Source organism: Streptomyces sp. CT34 (assembly GCF_000805335.1).
GTDB lineage: Bacteria > Actinomycetota > Actinomycetes > Streptomycetales > Streptomycetaceae > Streptomyces.
This window is the reverse complement of sequence record NZ_KN708638.1, coordinates 2,455,252-2,476,899: the sequence shown is the minus strand read 5'-3', so window position 1 is coordinate 2,476,899 and position 21,648 is coordinate 2,455,252. Positions and strand designations below refer to the sequence as shown.

The following is a 21,648-nucleotide window of genomic DNA, read 5'->3' as shown; positions in this document are numbered from 1 at the left end:
CCGGGAGCCATGAGCCCGGCCCCGTCCCCCAGCCCGCCCCCCGGTCCCCCATCCCCCAACTACCTTTCCCCCACCCGCTTCTCGAAGAAGATCTCCGCGTAGACGTCGTCGTGATACGGGTCGATCTCGACGAAACCGTGCCGCCGGTAGAGCGCGACGGCCTCCGTCAGGTCGAGCCGGGTGTCCAGCCGGATCCGCTCGGCGCCCATCCGCAGCGCGGCGGACTCGGCGGCGCGCAGCAGCCCGCCGGCGCCGCCCAGACCGCGCTTGGCGGGCCGTACGAACATCTGCTTGAGCTCGGCGGTACGCGCGTCCAGCAGCCGGGCACCCACGCATCCGGCCACCTCATCGCCGTGCCGGGCCACCAGCAGCACGCCGTTGGGCGGCATCAGATCGGTGCTGGGGTACTCCGCCACCCCCTCGTCGATCTCCTCGGGCGTCGACCGACGCCCCTCGTGGAGCACGAGGTAGCGGTCCGCGACCTCGGTGTAGTACTCGCGCAGCAGCGCCCGCGCCACCGGCGAACCGACCGGCTCGGCGGAGACCGCCCAGGGCAGGGGGACAGGGGCGGCGACGGCGTCGGTCATGCCGACATTGTGACGAGAACGGCGACGCCGGCCGCAAGCCGTTTTGTCCTGGCACAGCGCCTCTCCGGCGCCAGACGAGAGCCGTTCGTCGGCTCGTCAGCGCAAAACCGGCCGCCTGTGTTGCCAGGCGGCCGGTTTCCACGGAATGAGCGCGACGGGGGGCGCCCCCGCCTTCAGGAGGTCTTGGGGCCGGTGTGCTGGACGACCTCGAAGGACCACAGCGTCGAATCGGTGGCGGCGGGCTTCGGCCGCTCGGCGCCGTGCCCCTGGGCGCCCTGGTGGGCCGCCTTCATGGGCCCCTCCATCCACGCCTGGAAGGACTCCTCGTCACGCCACCGCGTGTACACCAGGTAGTTGTCGGTGCCTTCGACCGGGCGGAGGAGTTCGAACCACTCGAAGCCGTCCGAGCTCTCCACCGCGTGTGCGCGGGAGGCGAACCGCTTCTCCAGGGTTTCGCGCTGTTCAGCGGGGACGGTCAGCACGTTGATCTTTACCACGCTAGGCACATGACACCTCTCACAAACCGGACGCCTGACTGGCGCCGTAACCTGGACCAAGTGTGTGCAGTCTCCTACATCAGACAGTCAAAGAGTCGTCAGGACGGTTCCCAGGCCAGCCCCGAGGCCCAGCGGGAGAAGTGCGAGGCACCGATCACGGCGAAGGGCTGGGCCTGGCGGGAAGCCTCGCGGACGTGGGCCGCTCCGGCTGGGACCCGAACGTGGAGCGTCCCGAGTTCGAGGAGATGATGACGGCCGTCCGGGCGGGGCACGTGGACGCCGTCGTGGTGTTCACCCTCTTCCTCGTATGAGAAAGAAGGAACAAAGGGCAGTTACTTGGCCCCTGAGTGAGGGGTCGGCCCACCGTCTGGCGAACGCGGGTGTCACGGCCCCCGGTTAATGCTTATGAAGGCGGGTCCCATGCCGCGAACTCCCGCGTCCGACGTGGAGGCGTGATCACCGCGCCCGCCCGGCTCCTCCCGCGCGCCCCGGTGTCTTCCGGGATGACGCGCGGGAGTTGAGCCCCAGGCCCCATAGCTCAATGAGAGAACACCCGGCTGCCGGTCGGGGGCGCCGGTTCGATTCCGGCCGGGGTCGCTTACCGCGTCTCTACCTGGGCGCCGAGGTCCGGACGACGCCGCTTCTGCCCCGGGTTCCCGGCGCGGGCTCCCGGGGTTTGGGCGCTGTTGTGCGCCAGGCGCGCACGCTACGCGCTCCCTTCAGCCACCTGGCTGGATTTATGCGGCCTGCGCACAATCCTCGCAGCGGGGATTTCACCGATCCTCTCCAGGAGGTTGATGTGCGTCGGCTACGGCAGATGAGGGCGCCACTGGCAGCCCTGATGATCAGCATCTTCGCAACGGGAATGGGCTTCGCCCCGCAGGCTTCGGCGGCCCCCGCGAGCGAGGCGGCCCAAGTCGGTCCGTGCACCCAAAATCCCGACGGCAGCGTCACGTGCAGCCTCGCCAGCGGCGTGATCACCATCCCAGGAGTGGGCAGCGCCTCGTGCACGGGGACCTTCACCGTCTTTCCCAACGGCAACCTGACGGGCAATGGCACCTGCTCCGGCAGTGGCGCTGCCGGCCCGTTCACCGGCTCGTTCACCACCATGGGCACCGGCTCCTTCAGCCCCGGCCCGCCTCCAGTCATCACCGGCACCAGCACCACAACAAGTACAAGTGCCTCGGGCGGCACCCACACGTGCAACACCACCGTGAACAGCGGCGCCGTCCCGCCGTTCACCATCACCTGTACCTGACGGGTGCGACACGGCCTTCTGCCGCAGCATGGGCCGTGTCTCCCCAGTAGGTTTGGCCCTCACCCGGCGAGAGGGTGAGGGCCACGCTTGAGCGTTCGGCGCTACCGACTGTTCCGGTTCTCGGGCTACCCAGGCAGTTATCAGGAAGTACCAGATGAATATGGGGTGTTGACTGGCCTGGCACGGCAGCAACCGACGTTCCCACCTCCCGGCAGACTGGCCGGTCCGACGCCTGTCCGTGCCTGTCCGTCTTGAAGCGGGATGGCTTCCAGCGCGTGGCGGTCCTGCGGGACACGGGGGCGCGGTGTGCGGCGCCGGCCACGGACGTGGACCACATTGTCCCGGGCGACGACCACGACCCGGCAAACCTTCAGGCGCTGTGCCGTTGGCATCACGCGCGGAAGCCCAGCGCGGAGGGCGCGGCGGCCAGGGCGCGACGTACGTCATGGAGAAGGGCGGAGAGACCGCACCCTGGGGAGTTGTGACTTTCTGCCCTGCCGCGGTCTTCGGGTTGGGCGCCTAGCCTGGACGCTAGTCGTTCGCACTGTTGTTGTGGTGGACCGTGTCCCCGATTCCGACGATGTTGATGCTGTTGTTGCTGATATTGATCGGCACGGTGACAGGGGGCTGGATGACGTCGCCGGCGGCGATGCCCGGAGACTGTAGGGCGGCACCTTGGGCGTTAGGGCCCTCGTCGGCGGCTGCGGCTCCTGCCCCCGCGAGGACGGCGGTTGCGGCCAGTGCGGCGGCGACTGCGGTACGTACGCGCATGCTGTGCTCCATCGCGTAGGGGACTGGACGCTCGGAGCGTTCTCATGGCGTTGCGCGGAGAAACGTCGCTATCGCGGAGGGACGGCGTAAACCGCGCCTTCAGGTACTGCTTTGTCGCACATGCTTGTGAGGCGTGCGCGCCTGGCTGTCGGCCGTCTGTCGTCCAACCGCTCAGCATGCGTCCTCGGTCCGTGCCATGGGCTCAGCCTTCCACGGAGCGGGCGGTCTCCCATACGGCGCTGAAGTTCGTTCACACGGCGGCCAGGTTCCCCACGATGAGGATCACGCCGTCGAACGTGGTGGACGAGGGCTGGCACGCTCTGATCCCGCACACCGGGCCGTACGCCGGGCTGTGTGAGGGTTGGGGCGGTTCGTGCACCACTACCCGGAAGGGCCCGACGTCCAGGGGCACGACCCGCGGGCGCTCGTGCGCACGGTGGTTCTGGTCGAGGAGGCCGGGCACCGGGTGGACCGTGAGTTGTGGACCGGGCCGACCGAAGCGCTGGTGGCGGTGGCGGCGAACTGCTCCCACACGCCGAAGCCGGGAGGCTGCGGACCGATCAACCCCGGCAACTGCGCCACGCACGGCGGTGATGGTGACTGGGCTCCCTGGACGCACGGCGGAAGGCCGAGGAGATGAACGCGGAAGAGGCTCGGCAGGTGGATGCCGCGCTGCGGCGGCTCGGTATCCCGGGAGTCGTCGCCCCGGAGGATCCGGTGCACGCGGCGGGCACGTGGCGGGTGTACGACAGTGCCGATCCCGGGACCCGTCAGGACATCACCGCTGACGCCCTGGCCGCCTTCGTGGCGAAGTTCAGGGAAGTCAACCCGGAGCCGCCGGGGAAGCCGCAGAGCGGTTCTACGCGGGGCTTCGTCATCCCGCCCGACGAGGGCTGATCGAAGGCTGATCGAGGACTGGCCGAGGACTGGCGACCAACCCGAGTCGGACCGCGCGTGTGCTGCCCTGTGGCGCGCGGGCGGTCTCTCTGTGCGTGCCTTGACAGCATCATGATCTTCACGATGCATGGCCACCATCGTGCCTCATGGGGTGCACGGGAGCCCGGTCGGGGCCGTCCGGCTCGCGGGGTGTCCGTTCGTTCCGCGTCCTGGGGCTCGGTGGAGGGCTGGTGGGATCCGTACCGGGGGCGGTGGGGTGGCGGGCGTGGGCGCGGCCGGGCGTACGGCGTCGCCGGCGGGCCGCCTCAAGGGCGGGCCGCCGGCTGTCGGGCCGCTCAGCGGGCCGTCGTGGCTCCTGCGAGTTCGCGGGCTTCGCGTTCCGTCTCCACGGCCGGCGGGGAGCCCGGGAGGGGCTTGCCGGCGCTCTCGGACATCAGGAAGACGGCGATACCGCCGATGACGGCCGCGGCCATCATGTAGTAGGCGGGCATCATCTTGTTGCCGGTCGCGCCGATCAGGGCGGTGACCACCAGCGGCGTCGTGCCGCCGAAGAGCGACACCGAGACGTTGAAGCCGATCGACAGGGAGCCGTAGCGCACCTTGGTCGGGAAGAGCGCGGGCAGCGCGGACGGCATCGACGAGGTGAAGCACACCAGCAGCAGGCCGAGCGCGGCCATGCCCAGGGCGATGGCGACCAGCGAGCCCTGGCGGATCAGCAGCAGCGCCGGAACGGACAGCACCAGGAAGCCCAGGCAGCCGGCCGCGATGACCGGGCGGCGGCCGAAGCGGTCGGACAGCTTGCCCGCGAACGGCTGGACGGCCATCATCACGACCATCACGCCGAGCACGACCAGCAGCCCGTGCGTCGAGTCGTACTTCAGCTCCGAGGTCAGGTAGCTCGGCATGTACGACAGCAGCATGTAGTCGGTGACGTTGAAGACCAGGACCAGGCCGACGCACAGCAGCATCGCCCGCCACTGACCGAAGATCATCTCGCGGATACCGATCCGCTTCTCGGCCGCGCGGCGCTCCTTCTCCTTGGCGCGGGCCTCCTTCTCCAACTGGGCGAAGGCCGGGGTCTCTTCGAGTCGCATCCGCAGGTAGAGGCCGATGATGCCCATCGGTCCGGCGATCAGGAACGGGATGCGCCAGCCCCAGGAGTTGAGGTCCTCGGTGGACAGCAGCGCGGTCATCAGCGTGACCAGACCGGCGCCGCCCACGTAACCGGCGAGGGTGCCGAACTCCAGCCAGCTGCCCAGGAATCCGCGCTTCTTGTCGGGCGCGTACTCGGCGATGAAGGTGGAGGCGCCGCCGTACTCACCGCCGGTGGAGAAGCCCTGCACCAGGCGGGCGACGAGCAGCAGGATGGGCGCGCCGACGCCGATGGTGGCGTACGACGGGATCAGGCCGATGGCGAAGGTGCCGACGGCCATCATGATCATGGTGATCGCGAGGACCTTCTGGCGGCCGATGCGGTCGCCGAGCGGCCCGAAGACCATGCCGCCGATGGGGCGCACCAGGAATGCCGCCGCGAACGCTCCGAACGTCGACAGCAACTGCGCGGTGGGGTTGCCGGACGGGAAGAAGACGTGCCCGAGGGTGACCGCGATGTAGCTGTAGACGCCGAAGTCGAACCACTCCATCGCGTTCCCGAGGGCTGCCGCGGACACCGCGCGCTTGACCATCGCGGGGTCGACGACGGTGACCTCGCCCGGTGCCGGCCGTCGTCTGGCCGCCGAGCGCGGCCGGGCGGCGTTCGCGGGGCCGCCGGCCTCCGTATCGGAACGGGGTGCGATGGGGGACTGCGTCGGCACGTGTTCGCTCGCCTGCGCTCTCTTGGACGACTGCATGGCACTGCCCGCCATGGCGTGACGAGCAAAAGTCGACCATAGGGGCAGAACGGGTTATCACGGACAGTAGGCGGATGACCGCACAGTCGCTCGTCTACCCGCTCCTTGCAGGGCAAACGTCGGTCGGCAATCTTTTTCGGCGACTTTCGGTGTGATCCATCTCGCGGGGATCGGCCGCAACCGTCGGTGGATTTGTGGCCCGCGTCACGTGGGGGAGGGTGATCCGGAGGGGGTTCGGAAGGGCGGTTCGGTGGTCGGCCGCCGGGGCTTCCTCCGCGCCTCCGCGCTTCTGCCGGGCCTGTGCGTCTGCCGGGCCCCGGCGACTCGCGCGCACGAAAACGGCGCGGTGGTGCCGGGCACCACCGCGCCGAAGGATCGTCGCGTCCCTCAAGGATCCGCCATGCGGCGGTGCCCCGCCACTCGGGCGGTACCGGCGCGGGATCCCGGGTGGGCGGCGAGGCCGGCCGGCGTCACGGCGTTCAGGCCTCGTACTGCCGGGGCATCCACGCCTCTTACGGTCTCGGCATCCACACGCCACATGCCGTCACGGCATCCGCGCCACATACCGTCACGGCATCCACGCCTCGTACGACATCACCTCGCCCGCCGTGATCCGGAAGTCCGGCAGGTCCTTGGTGAAGGTGATCTCCGTACCCAGGAGTTGGCCGGTACGGGGATCGAGGATCACCATCTGGCGGGTGGCGTTCAGGCCGCCGTCCGGGCCGTCGTGGACATACGCCTGGCCGCGCCGGCCCAGCCGGTCGGTGACCGCGCCGGCCGGCCGCAGGCCCCCGGCGTCCGCCAGCATCCGCACGATCGCGGCCGTCTCGCGCGGTCCCGGTGTCCACTCCTGGCGGAACGAGGAGAGGGCGAGGAGGAGTTGCGGGGTGCCGCTCGCGGTGCCTGCGGTGTCGCCGCTCCCGTAGAGGGACGCCAGGTGGGCGCGGAGTGCCGCGGGGTCGGTGGGCGGTTTCGTCCGGGCGGCCGGGCCGCGGGGCCGGTCGCCGGAGCCGGGCGGATACGTCGTGCGGTGTAGGACCTCGGCGCCGCCGACGGTCGTCCAGCGGCCGTGGTCGTCGTGGATCACCGGGCGTCCGGGGTGCCGCGGGTCGGTGGCCACGACCAGTTCCGAGCCGCTGCCGTCGGCGTGCCAGCGGGTGATGCGCTCCTCGGGCACGGTGGCCGGCGGCGCTGCGTCCGGGCCGGTCCGCATGCCCAGGTACCAGCTCTGGAGATGGCTGCCGCGCCGCGGCCCGTCCGAGGGGCCGGCCGTCCGGGCCCTGGCCTCCGCTCTGCGGGCCAGTTCGGCCAGCGGGACGGGCGAGGCGTCGGCGTGCGGGACGAGGGCGGCGGGGGCCGCGACGGCCGGGCTGCTGCCGGCGTCGGAGAGGGTGAAGGCGAGAACGCCGACCAGGGCGAGCACGGCCGCCTCGGCGCGCAGGACGAGGCGGCGCCGGGCGCGCCGGGTGCGGGCGCTGTGCAGCAGGCGGTTGAGGCCGCGCTCCGCGGTGGCGTCCAACGGGCGGTCCCGCCAGGGGCCTTCACCGGCCGGCACCGGATTGGCCGCGCGCAGCAGCTCCAGTTCGTCACTCATCGGCATCGCCTCCTGCTCGTACGGACACGGTCATCCGCGTACGGTCGATCTCCGCGCGAAGGCGGCGCCGGGCCCGGTGCAGCCGCATGGCGGCGGCGCTCCGGCCGCAGCCGAGGACGACCGCCAGCTCCTCGACGGTCAGTTCCTCCCAGGTGGCCAGCCGGAGCACCTCCTGGTCGGCGGGGGAGAGGCGGGCCAGCACCTCGTGCACCCAGGAGCCGGGCCGCTCGGCGTCCGGGCCGGCCACGGTCTGCCGGCCGTGCGCCGCCTCGTGGTTGCCCAGCCGGTGCAGCAGCCGCCGGTAGCGGCCGAGCCCGCGCACCGTGTTGGCCAGGCAGTTGCGGGCCACCCCGTACAGCCAGGGCAGCGGCGGGTCGGGAAGTTCGGTGCGTCTTCGCCACGCTATGGAGAAGACCTCCGCCACCACCTCTTCGACCTCGTGTGCCGGGGCGTCCAGCCGCCGCGCCACGAAGCGGCTGACCGCCCAGTAGTGCGCGCGGTATGCCTCGGCGAAGGTGTCGTCGGTGCTCATGAACCCTTGGTGTCCGGCATACCGCCGATCTTCACACCCTCCCCGGGTGGGACTTCACACCCCGCGGAACGGCGGCGCGCGGTGACGGTTCCGGGGGCCGCGGACACCTACGGGGCATGACGTCTCCTGTGAAGCCGCCGCCCGTGGAGCCCTGCTCCGCGCCGCCGCGCCCGTACAGGCCGCTCCCCGTGAAGTGGCTGACCACCACCGACCACAAGACCATCGGCACGCTGTATCTGGTCACCGCCTTCGCCTTCTTCTGCGTCGGCGGGCTGCTGGCCCTGGTGATGCGCGCCGAACTGGCCCGGCCCGGACTCCAGTTCCTGTCGAACGAGCAGTTCAACCAGGCGTTCACGATGCACGGCACGATCATGCTGCTGATGTTCGCGACGCCGCTGTTCGCCGGATTCGCGAACTGGATCATGCCGCTCCAGATCGGCGCGCCCGACGTGGCGTTCCCGCGGCTCAATATGCTCGCCTACTGGCTCTATCTCTTCGGTTCGCTGATCGCGGTGGGGGGATTCCTCACTCCGCAAGGGGCGGCGGATTTCGGCTGGTTCGCCTATGCGCCGCTCTCCGACGCGGTCCATTCCCCCGGTATCGGCGGCGATCTGTGGATCATGGGTCTGGCTTTCTCCGGCTTCGGCACGATCCTCGGTTCGGTCAACTTCATCACCACCATCATCTGCATGCGCGCCCCGGGCATGACGATGTTCCGGATGCCGATCTTCACCTGGAACGTGCTGCTGACCGGTGTGCTGGTCCTGCTCGCCTTCCCGGTGCTGGCCGCCGCGCTGTTCGCCCTGGAGGCGGACCGTAAATTCGGTGCCCATGTATTCGACGCGGGGAACGGCGGAGCGCTGCTCTGGCAGCATCTGTTCTGGTTCTTCGGGCATCCGGAGGTGTACATCATCGCGCTGCCGTTCTTCGGCATCATTTCCGAGGTCATTCCGGTCTTCTCCCGGAAGCCGATGTTCGGTTACATCGGTCTGATCGCCGCGACGATTTCCATCGCCGGTCTCTCGGTCACGGTGTGGGCGCACCACATGTATGTGACGGGCGGGGTCCTGCTGCCGTTCTTCTCCTTCATGACGTTCCTGATCGCGGTCCCGACCGGTGTGAAGTTCTTCAACTGGATCGGCACGATGTGGCAGGGCTCGCTGTCCTTCGAGACACCGATGCTGTGGGCGGTCGGATTTCTCGTCACCTTCGTCTTCGGTGGTCTGACCGGTGTCATCCTGGCCTCGCCGCCGATGGACTTCCACATCTCCGACACGTATTTCGTCGTGGCGCACTTCCACTACGTGGTCTTCGGTACGGTCGTCTTCGCGATGTTCGCCGGATTCCACTTCTGGTGGCCGAAGTTCACCGGCAAGATGCTCGACGAGCGGCTCGGCAAGATCACGTTCTGGACGCTGTTCACCGGCTTCCACGGCACGTTCCTGGTCCAGCACTGGCTGGGCGCGAACGGCATGCTGCGCCGTATCCCGGACTATCTGGCGGCCGACGGCTTCACCACCCTCAACACCGTCTCCACCCTTTTCTCCTTCGTCCTCGGGCTCTCCCTGCTGCCGTTCCTCTACAACGTCTGGAAGACCGCGAAATACGGGGCGCGGGTGGTCTGCGACGATCCCTGGGGCTACGGCCGTTTGCTGGAATGGGCGACGTCCTGTCCTCCGCCACGGCACAACTTCCTTGCCCTTCCGCGTATTCGGTCCGAATCCCCGGCGTTCGATGTGCATCATCCCGAGGTAGCGGGCGCGATCGATGCGTGACGGGACCGGGAAGAACGGGGTGCGACGGATGGACGAGGCGATCAACGAGATCGAGGGGTATCTGCTCTGGGTGGCGGAGAAGGACCGGGCGCGTACCCGGGCGGACGCCTTCTGCGCGGGGCTGCCCTGGCTCACCGAATCCCAGCGGCAGGAGGTGGTACGGCACTACTGCCAGGACCAGCGCGAGCTCTCCCGGGTCTATCTGGAACGTATCGCGGCCCGCAGCGCCGGTCTGCGGACCGAATACGAGAGCGTCTACCTGGCTTTGCGGAAGCGGCTCGTCGCGGCGTTCCTGAGCGCGTCGGCGGCGGCCGTGGTGCTGCTGCTGACGGTCGCGGTCGGCTTCCCGCGGCCGTGAAGTCCGCGTCGTACGGCTCTGTGCGGGATGCGGATCAGCCCCAACGCATCAGCCGTAACGGACCCGGAGTTCCTTGACGCCGTTGAGCCAGGCGGAGCGCAGCCGGCGCGGATCGCCGGCCAGGGAGATATCGGGTACGGCATCCGCGATGGCGTTGAAGATCAGGTTGATTTCCAGTACGGCGAGGGACTTGCCGAGGCAGAAGTGCGGGCCGCCGCCGCCGAATCCCAGATGGGGATTGGGATCGCGGGTGATGTCGAAGACCTCGGGGTGGTCGAAGACCTCGGGGTCGTGGTTGGCGGAGGAGTAGAAGATCCCGACGCGCTGGCCCTTCCCGATCCGCACCCCGCCCAGTTCGGTGTCCTGGGTGGCGGTGCGCTGGAAGGAGACCACCGGTGTCGCCCAGCGCACGATCTCCTCGGCGGCGGTCGCCGGGCGCTGGCGTTTGTAGAGTTCCCACTGGTCGGGGTGGGTGAGGAAGGCGTGCATGCCGTGGGTGATGGCGTTGCGCGTGGTCTCGTTGCCGGCCACCGCCAACAGCAGCACGAAGAAACCGAATTCGTCGGAGCCGAGGTTCCCCTCGTGCTCCGCCGCCACCAGCCGGCTGACGATGTCCCGGGCCGGGCACTCCTTGCGGGCCGCGGCGAGGTTCATCGCGTACGAGATCAGTTCCATGGCCGCGTTGGCGCCGACCTCTTCGGTGATGGCCAGCTCCGGGTCGTCGTAGCCGATCATCTGGTTCGACCAGTCGAAGATGCGGGCCCGGTCGTCCTGGGGGATGCCGATGAGCTCGGCGATGGCCTGGAGGGGGAGTTCGCAGGCGATCTCGGTGACGAAGTCGCCGGCGCCCCGCCGCCGCGCCTCGGCGACGATCCGCTCCGCCCGGTGGCGCAGCGCCTCCTCCAGGGCGCGGATGGAGCGCGGGGTGAAGCCGCGCTGCACGATCTGGCGGACCCGGGTGTGCTCGGGCGGGTCCATGTTGAGCATGATCAGCTTCTGTACGTCGATCTGGTCGCGGGAGATGCCCGGGTTGAAGCGGATGATCGAGGTGTTGAGGTTGGCGGAGAAGACCTCGGGTCGGGTGGAGACCTCCTTGACGTCCTGGTGGCGGGTGACGACCCAGTACCCGTCGTCGTCGAAGCCGGCGATGCCGTGCGGCTGGGCGTTCCACCACACGGGCGCGGTCCGCCGCAGCCGCGCGAACTCCGGGAGCGGGACGCGGGACTGGTAGACGTCGGGGTCGGTGAAGTCGAACCCTTCGGGGAACGCGGGGCAGTGCATCGGCGACTCCTGGGCCGGCTGACGTCGGACGCGGCGAGGGCGTCTTCCTGACTGAGCATCAGGTCTGGTCGCGGTGAAGGTAATGACGGGTTCCGCAAGTGGCAAGGGGCACGGCGATACCCGTTGCGCACAAGGGGGTTGCAGCCCTCTTGCGCCCCGGGGTGCGGCTCATGAGACTGTTCGCAGAACTAGAACGCGTACTAGTTCTTCCCTCCGCGGGCGCGCCGGGACGCCCGCGGACGCGAGGAGAGGACGAGTCAGTCATGGCCGCGGAACCCGTCATCGTCGAAGCCGTACGCACCCCGATCGGCAAGCGCCAGGGCGCGCTCGCCAACCTCCACCCCGCCTACCTGCTGGGCGAGACGTACCGCGAACTCCTCGCCCGTACGGGCATCCAGCCCGACTGCGTCGAACAGATCGTCAGCGGCACCGTCACCCACGCCGGCGAGCAGTCCATGAACCCGGCCCGCAACGCCTGGCTCGCCATGGGCCTCCCCTACGAGACCGCGGCCACCACCGTCGACTGCCAGTGCGGCTCCTCCCAGCAGGCCAACCACATGGTGGCCAACATGATCGCGGGCGGCGTCATCGACATCGGGATCGGCTGCGGCGTCGAGGCGATGTCCCGGGTCCCCCTCGGCAGCGGCTCCAAGCACGGCCCGGGGAAGCCCTGGCCCGACGAGTGGAACGTCGATCTGCCCAACCAGTTCGAGGCCGCCGAGCGCATCGCCCGCCACCGCGGCCTGACCCGCGAGAACGTCGACTCCCTCGGCCTGATCTCCCAGGAGCGCGCGGCCACCGCCTGGGCCGAGGAGCGCTTCAAACGGGAGACCTTCGCCGTCCAGGTCCCCACCACGGAGGACGAACAGGCCGCGGGGCAGGGGATGTGGCGGCTGGTCGACCGCGACGAGGGGCTGCGGGACACCAGCATGGCGGCGCTGGGCGGCCTCAAGCCGGTCATGCCCACCGCCGTCCACACCGCGGGCAACTCCTCGCAGATCTCCGACGGCGCCTGCGCGGTGATGTGGGCGTCCAAGAGGATGGCGCGCGCCCTCAAACTCAGGCCGCGGGCCCGCATCGTGGCCCAGGCCCTGGTCGGCTCCGACCCGCACTTCCACCTGGACGGGCCGATCGACGCGACCCGGGCGGTACTGGGCAAGGCCGGGATGTCGCTGCGGGACATCGACCTCGTCGAGATCAACGAGGCGTTCGCCTCCGTCGTCCTCTCCTGGGCGCAGGTCTTCGAGCAGGACCTGACGAAGGTCAACGTGAACGGCGGCGCCATCGCGCTCGGCCACCCGGTCGGCGCCACCGGCGCCCGGCTCCTCACCACCGCGCTCCACGAACTGGAGCGCCGGGACAAGGAGTTCGCGCTGATCACGATGTGCGCCGGCGGCGGGCTGGCGACCGGGACGATCATTCAGCGGCTGTAGTGGTCGGCCGGGCCGCCCCGGTCGTCCCGGCCTCCGGTGGCGTACCCGGGGCGAAGGAGAACGGCGCCTCGAAGGCGGCACGGCGGGTGGCGCGGCGCAGTGCCTTGAGGACCGGGCCGCCGAGCGTGGCGGTCAGCACGACGGTGACCAGGGCGCGCGGCAGGTCCCAGCCGAGCGAGGTGGCCAGGCAGTACGCGAGGTAGCGGGCCAGGTTGTCGTGCAGCGGGTCGCCGGGGACGAAGGAGACCCCGGAGGCCAGCCCGGCGATGTACGGCCAGCCCTGGAGGTTCATCACCAGGCCGTACAGGACCGCGGCGAGCGCCCCGTACGCGGCGAGCAGGGCCAGTTCGCGGCGCCCGCGCATCCTCCCCCGAGCTCTCGGCTTCTCCCCCAAGTTCTCGGCTTCGCTCGAACAGGGGGACCCCCATGCACAGGGGGGACCCCCATGCGCAGGGGGGACCCCCATCGCCCCCGGCAGCAGCCCCGCGCCCATCGACACCCAGCCCATCGACAGCATCTGGAACGGCAGCCACGGGCCGACACCGCCGGTCAGCAGCGCCGACGCGAACATCGCCACCGACCCCAGGACGAAGCCGAACCCCGGACCGACCCCCCGCCCCGCCAGCACCATCAGGAAGAACATCGGCTCGATCCCGGCGGTCCCGGCCCCCAGCGGGCGCAGCGCCGCCCCCGCCGCGGCCAGCACGCCGAGCATCGCGATGGCCTTGGCATCGAGACCGGGGGGCCGCCCGGCGCCGGCCGGGGAAGTGTCCGTGACCGTGGCCACCGCGACCGCGAGCAGCAGCGGCAGCAGCGCCGCGAACAGCCAGGGCGCGTCCTGGGAATGGGCCAGCCCGGACGCGGAGTCGGCGAGCAGCGGCCAGCCGAACGCCATCACGCCGACCGCCGAGACCAGGACCAGGGCGGCGACGGAGCGCGGGCCGAGGCGTACCGCACGGGCCGGGCGGGGCGGCGCGGTCATGCCGTCGCCTCCAGGGTGCGCGCCACCTGGGAGACGGTCAGCCAGGGCAGCGGGGAGAGGACCTTGGCGACCTGCGGGGCGAACGACGGCGAGGAGAGCACCACATCGCCGGTGGGGCCGTCGGCGACGATCTCGCCGTCCGCCAGGATGACGACGCGGTGCGCCAGTTCGGCGGCCAGCTCCACGTCATGGGTGGCCAGGACGATGGCATGGCCCTCGGCGGCCAGCGCGCGCAGCAGGTCGATCAGCCGGGCCTTGGCCGCGTAGTCCAGGCCGCGGGTCGGCTCGTCGAGCAGCAGCAGCGGAGGGCGGGCGGTCAGCACCACGGCCAGCGCGAGGGCCAGCCGCTGGCCCTCGGACAGATCGCGCGGGTGCGCACCGTCCGCGACGCCGGGCAGCAGGTGGGCGACCAGCTCCCGGCAGCGGCCGGCGGGCGCGCCGGCGTCCTGGTCGGCGGCGGCGCACTCGGCCGCCACGGTGTCCGCGCAGAGCAGGTCCCGGGGCTCCTGGGGCACCAGCCCGACCCGGCGCAGCAGATCCCGGGGGCGGGTGCGGTGCGGGACGGCGCCGCCCACGCGGACCGTCCCGGACGCCGGCTCGTGCATCCCCACCAGGGTCGTCAGCAGGGTGGACTTGCCCGCGCCGTTGCGGCCCATCAGGGCGACGGTCTCGCCGGGGCGGACGGTGAGGTCGACGCGGTGCAGCGCCTCGGTCCGGCCGCGGCGGACGCCGAGGCCGCGGACGTCGGCGACCGGGTCCCCGCCGGGTGCGGGGGACTCGCCCGCGCCGGCCGCCGGCGGGGTGGCCCCGGCCAGCCGGCCGCGGAGCGGGGCGGCCCTGCGGCGCGCGTCGCGCACGGAGAGCGGAACGGGCGACCAGCCGGCGAGCCGCCCCAGGGAGACGACCGGCGGACGGACCGGCGAGACGGCCATGACCTCGGCCGGGTCGCCCATCACGGGGGCGGCGCCGCGACCGGGCAGCAGGATCACCCGGTCCGCGTACTGGACCACCCGCTCCAACCGGTGCTCGGCCAGCAGCACCGTCGTCCCCAGGTCGTGGACCAGCCGCTGGAGCACCGCCAGCACCTCCTCCGCGGCGGCCGGGTCCAGCGCCGAGGTCGGCTCGTCCAGGACCAGCACCTTGGGGTGCGTGGTGAGCACCGAGCCGATCGCCACCCGCTGCATCTGGCCGCCCGACAGCGTGGTGACGGCCCGGTCGCGCAGCTCCGCCAGGCCCAGCAGGTCCAGGGTCTCCTCGACCCGGCGGCGCATCACGTCCGGGGCCAGTCCCAACGACTCCATCCCGTAGGCGAGTTCGTCCTCGACGGTGTCGGTGACGAAGTGCGCCAGGGGGTCCTGGCCCACGGTGCCCACGACATCGGCCAGTTCGCGCGGCGGGTGGGTGCGGGTGTCCCGGCCGTCCACGGTCACCCGGCCGTGCAGGGTGCCGCCGGTGAAGTGCGGAACGAGCCCGCACACGGCGTTCAGGAGAGTCGACTTACCGACGCCGGACGGGCCGACCAGGAGGCACAACTCGCCCTCGGGCACGGTCAGATCGACGCCCCGCACGGCGGGCTCGGCGGTGTCCCCGTAGGTGACCGAGAGCTGCTCGAAACGGATCACTGGGCGGGCTCCTTCGTGGCCGGATCGGAAGCGGCGGTGGCGGTACGGGCGGGGGCGGTGGCGCGGTCCGGCCGGCGCGCCCCGCCGGCGGGTACCGGCACGGGTACCGGCGCGGCCACTGCGGGCGCCAGCCCCACCAGCAGCGACAGCGCCGGCCACAGCGGCAGCACGGGCGCGGTCAGCGGCAGCGCGGGCGGGTGCAGGGCCGCCGGTGCGTAGCCGTTGGCGGCGATCATGAGGGCGGCGACGGCGATGCCCGAACCGGCCACCAGCCAGGCGCGCACGCCCCATCGCTCGGGCCGGTAGCGGGTGCGCACCGAGCGCCGGCCGCCCAGCCACAGCCCGGCGAGCGCGGCGGCGAGCCCGGCCAGCAGCAGCGGCAGCCCGTAGCCGCCGCCGGTGTCGCCCAGCAGTCCGTACGTGCCCGCGCAGACGCCCAGCAGCCCGCCGAGGGTCAGTGCGGAGGTGGTGTGCCGTACGGCGCGCGGCACTTGGGCGGTACGGCCGTAGCCGCGCGCGTCCATCGCCGCGGCCAGCGCCACCGAGCGCTCCAGCGCGCCCTCCAGTACCGGCACCCCGACCTGGAGGAGTCCCCGGACACCCCGGTCCGGGCGGCCCCGCAGCCGGCGGGCGGCGCGCAGCCGCTGCACGTCCGCGACCAGGTTCGGCGCGAACGTCATCGCGACGACCACCGCCACCCCGGCCTCGTAGAGCGCGCCCGGCAGCGACTTCAGCAGCCGGGCCGGGTTGGCGAGCGCGTTGGCGGCGCCCACGCAGATCAGCAGCGTGGCCAGCTTCAGGCCGTCGTACGCCGCGAAGACCATCCCCTCAGCGGTGACCCGGCCGCCGATCCGGACTCCCTTCGCCCAGTCGGGGAGCGGCAGTTCGGGGAGCGTGACCAGGACGTGCGTACCGGGGACCGGCGAACCGAGCACGAACGCGAACACCAGCCGGATGCCGAGCACCAGCAGCCCGAGCTTGACGAACGCCCCGTACGAGCGGGCCCACGGCGCGGTCGTCCGGCGGGCCGCCACGACATAGCCGGCCACGCCGATCAGCAGCCCCAGCAGCAGCGGATTGGTGGTCCGCGACGCCGCGGTCGCCAGGCCGAGCGCCCACAGCCACCAGGCGCCCGCGTGCAGCGCGGTGGTACGGGTCGCCTGCGGGGCGCTCATCCGCGCCGGCGGCGGGCCTGCCACACGCCGGCCGCGCCCAGTACGACGACGGCTGCGATGCCGCCCAGCAGTCCGGCGGAGGGGCCGCCGGAGCCGCCGCTGTCCGCCGCGGGTGACGTGCCCGATGCGGCCGATGTGCCGGGGCTCTGCTGTGCCCCGTCCTTGGACCCGTTGGAGACCTGTTCCGCGCAGCCGGACCGCGGGTAGCCCGCGATGGCGCACAGCAGCGCGTTGGCGTCATAGCGCAGCGGCTTGGCGACCGCCGCCAGCGCATCGCCCGCCGAGGCGTCCTCGGGCACCTGGGCACAGGCCGTCCGGGCCGGTGGCGGCTGCTCGCCGGCGGGGGCGTCCGCCGCGGTGCCGAAGTCGAGGGCGACGCCGATGCGTTTGCTGCCCGGCTTCGCCGGGGTGGTGCGGCAGATCGCCGTGAAGTCGGGGACGGTGCGCGGGGTGCCGGCCTTGGCGGAGCCGGAGCTGACGGTGAAGCGGAAACCCGCGACGGCGCCGTCGGCCGGCCGCAGCGTGGCCGGTCCCTCGGTGGCGTACGTCCACGAGCCGCCGCTGCCGGCCTTCCCCTCCCAGAACGACCAGTAGCGGTACTCCTGCGCCTGCGCGGGTGCGGCGGCGAGGCCGGCGACCGCGCCGGCCAGCAGCAGGGCCGCGGCGCCCCGTCCGCATCGGCTGCCCCGCATCACAGGGCGTATCACATGGCACATCATGGGGCGCATCACAGGGCGTTCTTGTTCTTGCGAGCGCTGATCAGGAACCCGATGCCGGCGCCGATGGCCAGCCCGACGCCGACCACCCACCACACGTTGATGCCACCACCGGCGTTCTTCTCGGAGTTCTTCTCCTGGTTGGAGTTCTTCTCCTGGGTGGTGCCGGGTGCGGTACCCGCCGGTGCCGGGCCTGTCGCGTTGAGTGCGGCCACCAGGTCGGTGCCGCCGAAGGAGCGCGGGTCGGTGCCGGTGGCGTGCGCGGCCAGCACCAACTGGGCATACGCGGCAGGGCCGTTCTGCTTCGCCCAGCCCGCGGCGTTCTTCTCCAGCCACCGCAACGGCTGGTGCGCGGCGGCGCCGTGCGAACCGGCCGCCAGCGCCACCACGGTGTCGGCGGTGTTGCCCACATCGGGCTGCTGCTCGGCGCCCGGCATCGCGGAGCGCAGATGCTGGCCGTTGGCGTCCAGCTGGGCCACCAGATACGCACTGCCGGCGTCCGCGGCGCGCGCCCGCTGGTCCGCTCCCTCGGCGCCACCGCCGTTGCCCTGGTCCTCGCCGCAGGTCAGCGCCTTGACCGGGGCGGTGGCGTCCGCGCCGGCCGGGTCGACGACGAAACCCTTGCCCAGCGCGCCGGCGACGGCAGCCGCGGTCGCGTCGGCGTTCGGCGCCGCGCCCTTGCGCTGGAAGGCGAACGCGCCGCGCTCGCCGTCCTTCGCGTCACAGCCCAGCTGGAATCCCAGCAGTGCGTCGTACGGGTTCTTGCCGTCCTTCGGGCTCTTGCCGTCCTTCGGGCTCTTGCCGTCCTTCGGGTTCTGGCCGTCCTTCTTCGACGTCACGGACTCGGGTCGCTCGCCCGCCGCGGTGAGTGCGCCGATGACGACGGCGGTGGAGTTGGCGTCGCTGTCGGAACCGGCCATCGAGCCCCAGCCGCCGTCGTCGTGCTGGACGGACTTCAGCCAGCCGACGGCCTTCTGTACGGCGCTGCCGTGCCCGCCGAGCGCGGCCAGCGCCTGGATCGCGGCGGCCGTCTGGTTGGTGTCCCGCATCGTCCTGGCGTCGCACGCGGTGCCGGGGTCGGGCCGGAACGCGGCGAACGAGCCGTCGGCGCACTGCTGCCCCGCGAGCCAGTCGACGGCCGACGCCGCGGGTCGCACCCCGACCGTGTGCTGCGCCAGCAGCGCCAGCGACTGGCGCCAGACGCCGTCGTACCGGGGGTCCTTGGTGCCGTAGAGGCCGGGCGGGAGCTTGGCGGGTGCGGTGGGTGTGGTGGTCGCGGTGGGTGAGGTGGGTGCAGTGGGTGAGGCGGGCGTGGCCGGGTTGGGGGCGGCGTATGCGGTGGGGGTGGTGTACGAGGTGAGGACCGTGCCCAGTACGGCTGTTGCGGCCAGCGCCGCGGCGGCGCGGGCGCGGGTGGCCCGGGCGGCGACGGGGGGCGTCCGCGGCGCGGGGGCCTGGGGAGCCAGGGGGGCTATGGGGGCCGTGGTGGCCATCGGGTCGGTGCCTCTCGGGTCGGTTCGCGGCGGTGTACGCAGCCGCGGCTCGGCCGGCCGCGCGCCGTGGGGGCTTGTCGCGGTGGCACCGGGCTCAGCTCCGTATACCTCGACGGTGCCGCGCACCGGCCGTCCGCTGGGGCGGTGGGTCGGTGGCGGGAGCCTTGGTCGTGCCCTTCGGGTGCTCCGGCTTGTACGGCGGTGCATACGGGGGGTGCGGTGCATACGGGGTGTGCGGTGTATGCGGGGTGCGCGGGGTGCGCGGGGTGTGCGGTGTATGCGGGCCGTGCTCACGGTTGCGGGTCAGCGCCGGATTTCCACCGGCTTTCCCCGATCGGGTACGGATGAAGTTGTCTCGCACACCTTAGCGCTCCGCTTGGGGCGTGCCGATGTGGTGGTGGGGATTGTGCTTGGCTGCCCGGTGGGTGGGGGATGGCCTGGTTTCCGGGTTCTGTCCGGTGGGCGGGGGCTGGCCTCGTTTCCGGGGTCTGTCCGGTGGGGGCCGGCGTGGCCTCGGTTGCTGCCGGTGGGTGGGGGCCGGAGGGCTGCACCGGAGTACGTCCTCGGCGCGGGCGCTTCTGGTCAGTCAGATGAGGAATGCCCCGGCGTTCGCTCCAGGTCCTGCGGGCGCACTCCGGTACATCCCTCCGGCCCTGCGCCGTTGCCGACCGGCGGACGGTGGCTCCGACCGACGGTGGTGTCGGTCCGGGGTCCGGCTGGCGTCCCTGTGGTGGGGATTACACCGCCTGGTACCGCTGGGGGGTGTTGCCGGGGAGGGGTTCGGCGTGGCCGAGTTTTACCAGGCGGCGGAGGTGGGCTTCGGCTTCGGAGACGGCGATGTTGCGGGAGGCGTAGGGGATCTGGTCCCAGGGGCGGTTCCACCGCATGGTGGTGGCCAGTTGCCAGGGGGTGCGGGGTTCGCGGAGCAGTGCTTTCAGGTCGGAGAGACGCTCTTCGTGGTGAGCGATGAGCTGCTCTGTGCGGGTCTTGGCGTTGGTGAAGGCGTGCTGGTGGGCGGGGAGGACCTCGGCGGGGGCGAGGCGGGCGATGCGTTCCAGGGAGTCGAGGTAGTCGCCCAGGGGGTCGGTGGCGGTGGTGTCGTCGGGGTCCTCGTAGAGGCCGATGTGCGGGGTGATGCCGGGGAGGAGATGGTCGCCGGAGAAGAGGCGGCCGGAGCCGGGGGCGCGGGCGGGGTGTTCCTCTTCCAGGTGCAGGCAGACGTGGCCGGGGGTGTGGCCCGGGGTCCAGATGGCGCGGAGGCGGCGGCCGGGGAGGTCGAGGAGTTCGCCGGGGGCGATGGCGCGGTCGGGGAGGGCGGCGCGGCGGCCGGGGAGGTGCCGGCCGCGGCCGGTGGCGCGGGCCTTTCGGAGGGGTGCCAGGTGGTCGTCGGGGGCGCCGGCCGCGGTGAGTTTGGCCAGGAGGTAGTCGAGCCACTGGCCCGGTTCGGCCTCGCGGGTGCGGCGGATGACGGCGGAGTCCGCGGCGTGCATCGCGATCCAGGCGCCGGTGGTCTCCCGGACCTTGGCGGAGAGGCCGTGGTGGTCGGGGTGGTGGTGGGTGATCAGTACCCCGTGGATGTCGGTGAGGGCGAAGCCGCAGGCGGTGACGCCGGTGCCGAGGGTGTCCCAGGAGTCGGGGTCGTCCCAGCCGGTGTCGATGAGGACCGGGCCGCGGTCGGTCTCCAGGAGGTGGACGAGGGTGTGGCCGAGGGGGTTGTCCGGGATGGGGACGGCGATGCTCCATACGCCGCCCTTGTGGTCGATCACCGTCATGTCCCGTCCCCTCGTCGCCTGGTGTCACTATAACTAGAACGGGTTTCAGAGTGGGCTGAAGTGTCCTTGCGGGGTGGATAGTTGGGATTCGGGCGGTGTCGTGGACTCCGGCAGGTGGAACTGGTATCAGTTCTGATGGCGTGTCAGAAGTCTTCGGGAGGCGGCAGAGATGAGCGACCTCGTCGAGCACGGCAAGCTCTACATAGGCGGTGAGTGGGTCGACCCGGCCGGTACGGACACGATCGAGGTCGTCTCACCGCACACCGAACAGGTCATCGGCCGGGTTCCGCACGCCTCGCGGGCCGATGTCGACCGGGCGGTCGCCGCGGCCCGCCGGTCGTTCGCGGCGGGGGAGTGGGCCAACGCGCCGTTGGCGGACCGGATCGCGGTGGTGAGCCGGATCAAGGACGCTTTCGCGGCGCGCAGCGAGGAGTTCGCCCGGGTCATCGGCGCGCAGAACGGGACGCCGGTGACCTCGGGCGTCATGGTCCAGTCGCTGGCCGCGATGATGGTGTGGGACGCGGCGATCACGGTGGCCGGGGGGTTCGCGTTCGAGGAGCGGCGGGCGGGGGCGCTGGGGCCGCTGCTGATCCGCCGGGAGCCGGTGGGGGTGGTTGCGGCCGTGGTGCCGTGGAACGTCCCGCAGTTCACCGCCGCCGCCAAACTCGCGCCGGCGCTGCTGGCCGGGTGCTCGGTGGTGCTGAAGGTGTCGCCGGAGACCCCGCTGGACGCGTATCTGCTCGCGGAGATCGCGTCGGAGGCGGGGGTGCCGGAGGGGGTGCTGTCGATCCTGCCGGCCGACCGGGAGGTGAGCGAGTACCTGGTCGGGCACCCGGGCGTGGACAAGGTGTCGTTCACCGGGTCGGTGGCGGCCGGCAAGCGGGTCATGGAGGTCGCGGCGCGCCATCTCGGCAGGGTGACGCTGGAGTTGGGCGGCAAGTCGGCGGCGGTCATCCTGCCGGACGCGGATCTGGACGCGGCGGTGGCCGGGATCGCGCCGTTCGCCTGGATGATCAACGGGCAGGCGTGCGTGGCGCAGACCCGGATCCTCGCGC

The 21,648-nt window shown here is 71.7% G+C and carries 21 protein-coding genes and 1 riboswitch; of the genes, 8 read left to right on the top strand and 13 right to left on the bottom strand.

Features of this window, described 5'->3' with window-relative positions; genetic code table 11:
- Positions 1-59: 59 nt before the first annotated feature.
- Positions 60-587, bottom strand: coding sequence for a GNAT family N-acetyltransferase (locus RZ84_RS10975; RefSeq protein WP_043264167.1), 528 nt, complete (start codon positions 585-587; stop codon positions 60-62).
- A gap of 173 nt (positions 588-760) precedes the next feature.
- Complete coding sequence (locus RZ84_RS10970) at positions 761-1,093, bottom strand: antibiotic biosynthesis monooxygenase family protein (RefSeq protein ID WP_043264166.1); 333 nt, start codon at positions 1,091-1,093, stop codon at positions 761-763.
- 131 nt (positions 1,094-1,224) lie between these two features.
- On the opposite strand from RZ84_RS10970, the gene RZ84_RS38855 reads away from it, so the two are divergent.
- A complete protein-coding gene (locus RZ84_RS38855; RefSeq protein ID WP_157878798.1) occupies positions 1,225-1,395 on the top strand; it encodes a recombinase family protein in 171 nt (56 codons plus the stop codon).
- 506 nt (positions 1,396-1,901) lie between these two features.
- A complete protein-coding gene (locus RZ84_RS10960) occupies positions 1,902-2,342 on the top strand; it encodes a hypothetical protein (protein ID WP_157878797.1) in 441 nt (146 codons plus the stop codon).
- Between the two features lie 531 nt (positions 2,343-2,873).
- Here the strand turns inward: RZ84_RS10960 and RZ84_RS10950 are convergent.
- Positions 2,874-3,113 (bottom strand): chaplin family protein, encoded by a 240-nt coding sequence (locus RZ84_RS10950; RefSeq protein ID WP_043269591.1) that lies wholly within the window; start codon positions 3,111-3,113, stop codon positions 2,874-2,876.
- Positions 3,114-3,486: 373 nt separating this feature from the next.
- On the opposite strand from RZ84_RS10950, the gene RZ84_RS40930 reads away from it, so the two are divergent.
- Positions 3,487-3,753, top strand: coding sequence for a hypothetical protein (locus tag RZ84_RS40930; protein WP_241777655.1), 267 nt, complete (start codon positions 3,487-3,489; stop codon positions 3,751-3,753).
- Positions 3,750-4,010: a hypothetical protein gene (locus tag RZ84_RS10940; protein ID WP_043264163.1), complete on the top strand. Its 261-nt coding sequence runs from the start codon at positions 3,750-3,752 to the stop codon at positions 4,008-4,010. Before RZ84_RS40930 ends, RZ84_RS10940 begins: the two co-directional genes overlap by 4 nt.
- Positions 4,011-4,345: 335 nt before the next feature.
- Here RZ84_RS10940 and proP read toward each other — a convergent pair whose 3' ends face one another.
- The 3 genes from proP to RZ84_RS10925 all read right to left on the bottom strand — a co-directional run bounded on the left by proP (position 4,346) and on the right by RZ84_RS10925 (position 7,986).
- Positions 4,346-5,824, bottom strand: a complete 1,479-nt coding sequence (proP, locus tag RZ84_RS10935) for a glycine betaine/L-proline transporter ProP (RefSeq protein WP_043264162.1) — start codon at positions 5,822-5,824, stop codon at positions 4,346-4,348.
- Positions 5,825-6,428: 604 nt separating this feature from the next.
- Positions 6,429-7,454, bottom strand: coding sequence for a CU044_5270 family protein (locus tag RZ84_RS10930; protein WP_043264161.1), 1,026 nt, complete (start codon positions 7,452-7,454; stop codon positions 6,429-6,431).
- Complete coding sequence (locus tag RZ84_RS10925) at positions 7,447-7,986, bottom strand: RNA polymerase sigma factor (protein ID WP_043264160.1); 540 nt, start codon at positions 7,984-7,986, stop codon at positions 7,447-7,449. Before RZ84_RS10925 ends, RZ84_RS10930 begins: the two co-directional genes overlap by 8 nt.
- Positions 7,987-8,102: 116 nt before the next feature.
- On the opposite strand from RZ84_RS10925, the gene ctaD reads away from it, so the two are divergent.
- Positions 8,103-9,761, top strand: coding sequence for an aa3-type cytochrome oxidase subunit I (gene ctaD / locus RZ84_RS10920; protein ID WP_052229877.1), 1,659 nt, complete (start codon positions 8,103-8,105; stop codon positions 9,759-9,761).
- On the top strand, positions 9,754-10,119 hold the full coding sequence (locus tag RZ84_RS10915; RefSeq protein ID WP_052229876.1) for a hypothetical protein: 366 nt from the start codon (positions 9,754-9,756) through the stop codon (positions 10,117-10,119). Before ctaD ends, RZ84_RS10915 begins: the two co-directional genes overlap by 8 nt.
- Before the next feature lie 48 nt (positions 10,120-10,167).
- On the opposite strand, the gene RZ84_RS10910 is transcribed toward RZ84_RS10915, so the two are convergent.
- The gene (locus tag RZ84_RS10910; RefSeq protein WP_043264159.1) at positions 10,168-11,400 is read right to left on the bottom strand and encodes a cytochrome P450; all 1,233 of its coding nucleotides are present in this window, start codon (positions 11,398-11,400) and stop codon (positions 10,168-10,170) included.
- 263 nt (positions 11,401-11,663) lie between these two features.
- Between RZ84_RS10910 and RZ84_RS10905 the strand changes: the two genes are divergently transcribed.
- Entirely contained in the window at positions 11,664-12,833 is a 1,170-nt protein-coding gene (locus RZ84_RS10905) for a steroid 3-ketoacyl-CoA thiolase (protein ID WP_043264158.1), read from the top strand.
- Here the strand turns inward: RZ84_RS10905 and RZ84_RS10900 are convergent.
- The 6 genes from RZ84_RS10900 to RZ84_RS10875 all read right to left on the bottom strand — a co-directional run bounded on the left by RZ84_RS10900 (position 12,817) and on the right by RZ84_RS10875 (position 20,593).
- On the bottom strand, positions 12,817-13,815 hold the full coding sequence (locus RZ84_RS10900; protein ID WP_052229875.1) for an ECF transporter S component: 999 nt from the start codon (positions 13,813-13,815) through the stop codon (positions 12,817-12,819). The genes RZ84_RS10905 and RZ84_RS10900 overlap by 17 nt on opposite strands.
- Complete coding sequence (locus RZ84_RS10895; protein ID WP_043264157.1) at positions 13,812-15,437, bottom strand: ABC transporter ATP-binding protein; 1,626 nt, start codon at positions 15,435-15,437, stop codon at positions 13,812-13,814. Before RZ84_RS10895 ends, RZ84_RS10900 begins: the two co-directional genes overlap by 4 nt.
- Positions 15,434-16,612, bottom strand: a complete 1,179-nt coding sequence (locus RZ84_RS10890) for an energy-coupling factor transporter transmembrane component T (RefSeq protein ID WP_052230459.1) — start codon at positions 16,610-16,612, stop codon at positions 15,434-15,436. Before RZ84_RS10890 ends, RZ84_RS10895 begins: the two co-directional genes overlap by 4 nt.
- A complete protein-coding gene (locus RZ84_RS10885; protein ID WP_043264155.1) occupies positions 16,609-17,304 on the bottom strand; it encodes an SCO2322 family protein in 696 nt (231 codons plus the stop codon). The genes RZ84_RS10890 and RZ84_RS10885 overlap by 4 nt, the downstream gene beginning before the upstream one ends.
- A gap of 35 nt (positions 17,305-17,339) precedes the next feature.
- On the bottom strand, positions 17,340-18,821 hold the full coding sequence (locus tag RZ84_RS10880; RefSeq protein ID WP_043264154.1) for a prenyltransferase/squalene oxidase repeat-containing protein: 1,482 nt from the start codon (positions 18,819-18,821) through the stop codon (positions 17,340-17,342).
- 260 nt (positions 18,822-19,081) lie between these two features.
- Positions 19,082-19,199: riboswitch (cobalamin riboswitch) on the bottom strand.
- A gap of 359 nt (positions 19,200-19,558) precedes the next feature.
- Positions 19,559-20,593, bottom strand: coding sequence for an MBL fold metallo-hydrolase (locus tag RZ84_RS10875; RefSeq protein ID WP_043264153.1), 1,035 nt, complete (start codon positions 20,591-20,593; stop codon positions 19,559-19,561).
- A 169-nt stretch (positions 20,594-20,762) separates the two neighbouring features.
- Here RZ84_RS10875 and RZ84_RS40925 point away from each other — a divergent pair.
- Positions 20,763-21,648 (top strand): aldehyde dehydrogenase family protein (locus RZ84_RS40925; RefSeq protein WP_241777654.1); only part of this gene is annotated, 886 nt, incomplete at its 3' end.

What these genes read in the sequence shown, in the direction of transcription:
- RZ84_RS10940 (WP_043264163.1), top strand. Translation starts at nt 3,750, where the DNA reads ATGAACGCGGAAGAGGCTCGGCAGGTGGATGCCGCGCTGCGGCGGCTC.
- ctaD (WP_052229877.1), top strand. Translation starts at nt 8,103, where the DNA reads ATGACGTCTCCTGTGAAGCCGCCGCCCGTGGAGCCCTGCTCCGCGCCG.
- RZ84_RS10960 (WP_157878797.1), top strand. Translation starts at nt 1,902, where the DNA reads ATGAGGGCGCCACTGGCAGCCCTGATGATCAGCATCTTCGCAACGGGA.
- RZ84_RS10950 (WP_043269591.1), bottom strand. Translation starts at nt 3,113, where the DNA reads ATGCGCGTACGTACCGCAGTCGCCGCCGCACTGGCCGCAACCGCCGTC.
- RZ84_RS10915 (WP_052229876.1), top strand. Translation starts at nt 9,754, where the DNA reads ATGCGTGACGGGACCGGGAAGAACGGGGTGCGACGGATGGACGAGGCG.
- RZ84_RS10975 (WP_043264167.1), bottom strand. Translation starts at nt 587, where the DNA reads ATGACCGACGCCGTCGCCGCCCCTGTCCCCCTGCCCTGGGCGGTCTCC.
- RZ84_RS10910 (WP_043264159.1), bottom strand. Translation starts at nt 11,400, where the DNA reads ATGCACTGCCCCGCGTTCCCCGAAGGGTTCGACTTCACCGACCCCGAC.
- RZ84_RS10900 (WP_052229875.1), bottom strand. Translation starts at nt 13,815, where the DNA reads ATGACCGCGCCGCCCCGCCCGGCCCGTGCGGTACGCCTCGGCCCGCGC.
- RZ84_RS10930 (WP_043264161.1), bottom strand. Translation starts at nt 7,454, where the DNA reads ATGAGTGACGAACTGGAGCTGCTGCGCGCGGCCAATCCGGTGCCGGCC.
- RZ84_RS10880 (WP_043264154.1), bottom strand. Translation starts at nt 18,821, where the DNA reads ATGGCCACCACGGCCCCCATAGCCCCCCTGGCTCCCCAGGCCCCCGCG.
- RZ84_RS10890 (WP_052230459.1), bottom strand. Translation starts at nt 16,612, where the DNA reads ATGAGCGCCCCGCAGGCGACCCGTACCACCGCGCTGCACGCGGGCGCC.
- RZ84_RS10905 (WP_043264158.1), top strand. Translation starts at nt 11,664, where the DNA reads ATGGCCGCGGAACCCGTCATCGTCGAAGCCGTACGCACCCCGATCGGC.
- RZ84_RS10885 (WP_043264155.1), bottom strand. Translation starts at nt 17,304, where the DNA reads ATGCGGGGCAGCCGATGCGGACGGGGCGCCGCGGCCCTGCTGCTGGCC.
- RZ84_RS10925 (WP_043264160.1), bottom strand. Translation starts at nt 7,986, where the DNA reads ATGAGCACCGACGACACCTTCGCCGAGGCATACCGCGCGCACTACTGG.
- RZ84_RS10875 (WP_043264153.1), bottom strand. Translation starts at nt 20,593, where the DNA reads ATGACGGTGATCGACCACAAGGGCGGCGTATGGAGCATCGCCGTCCCC.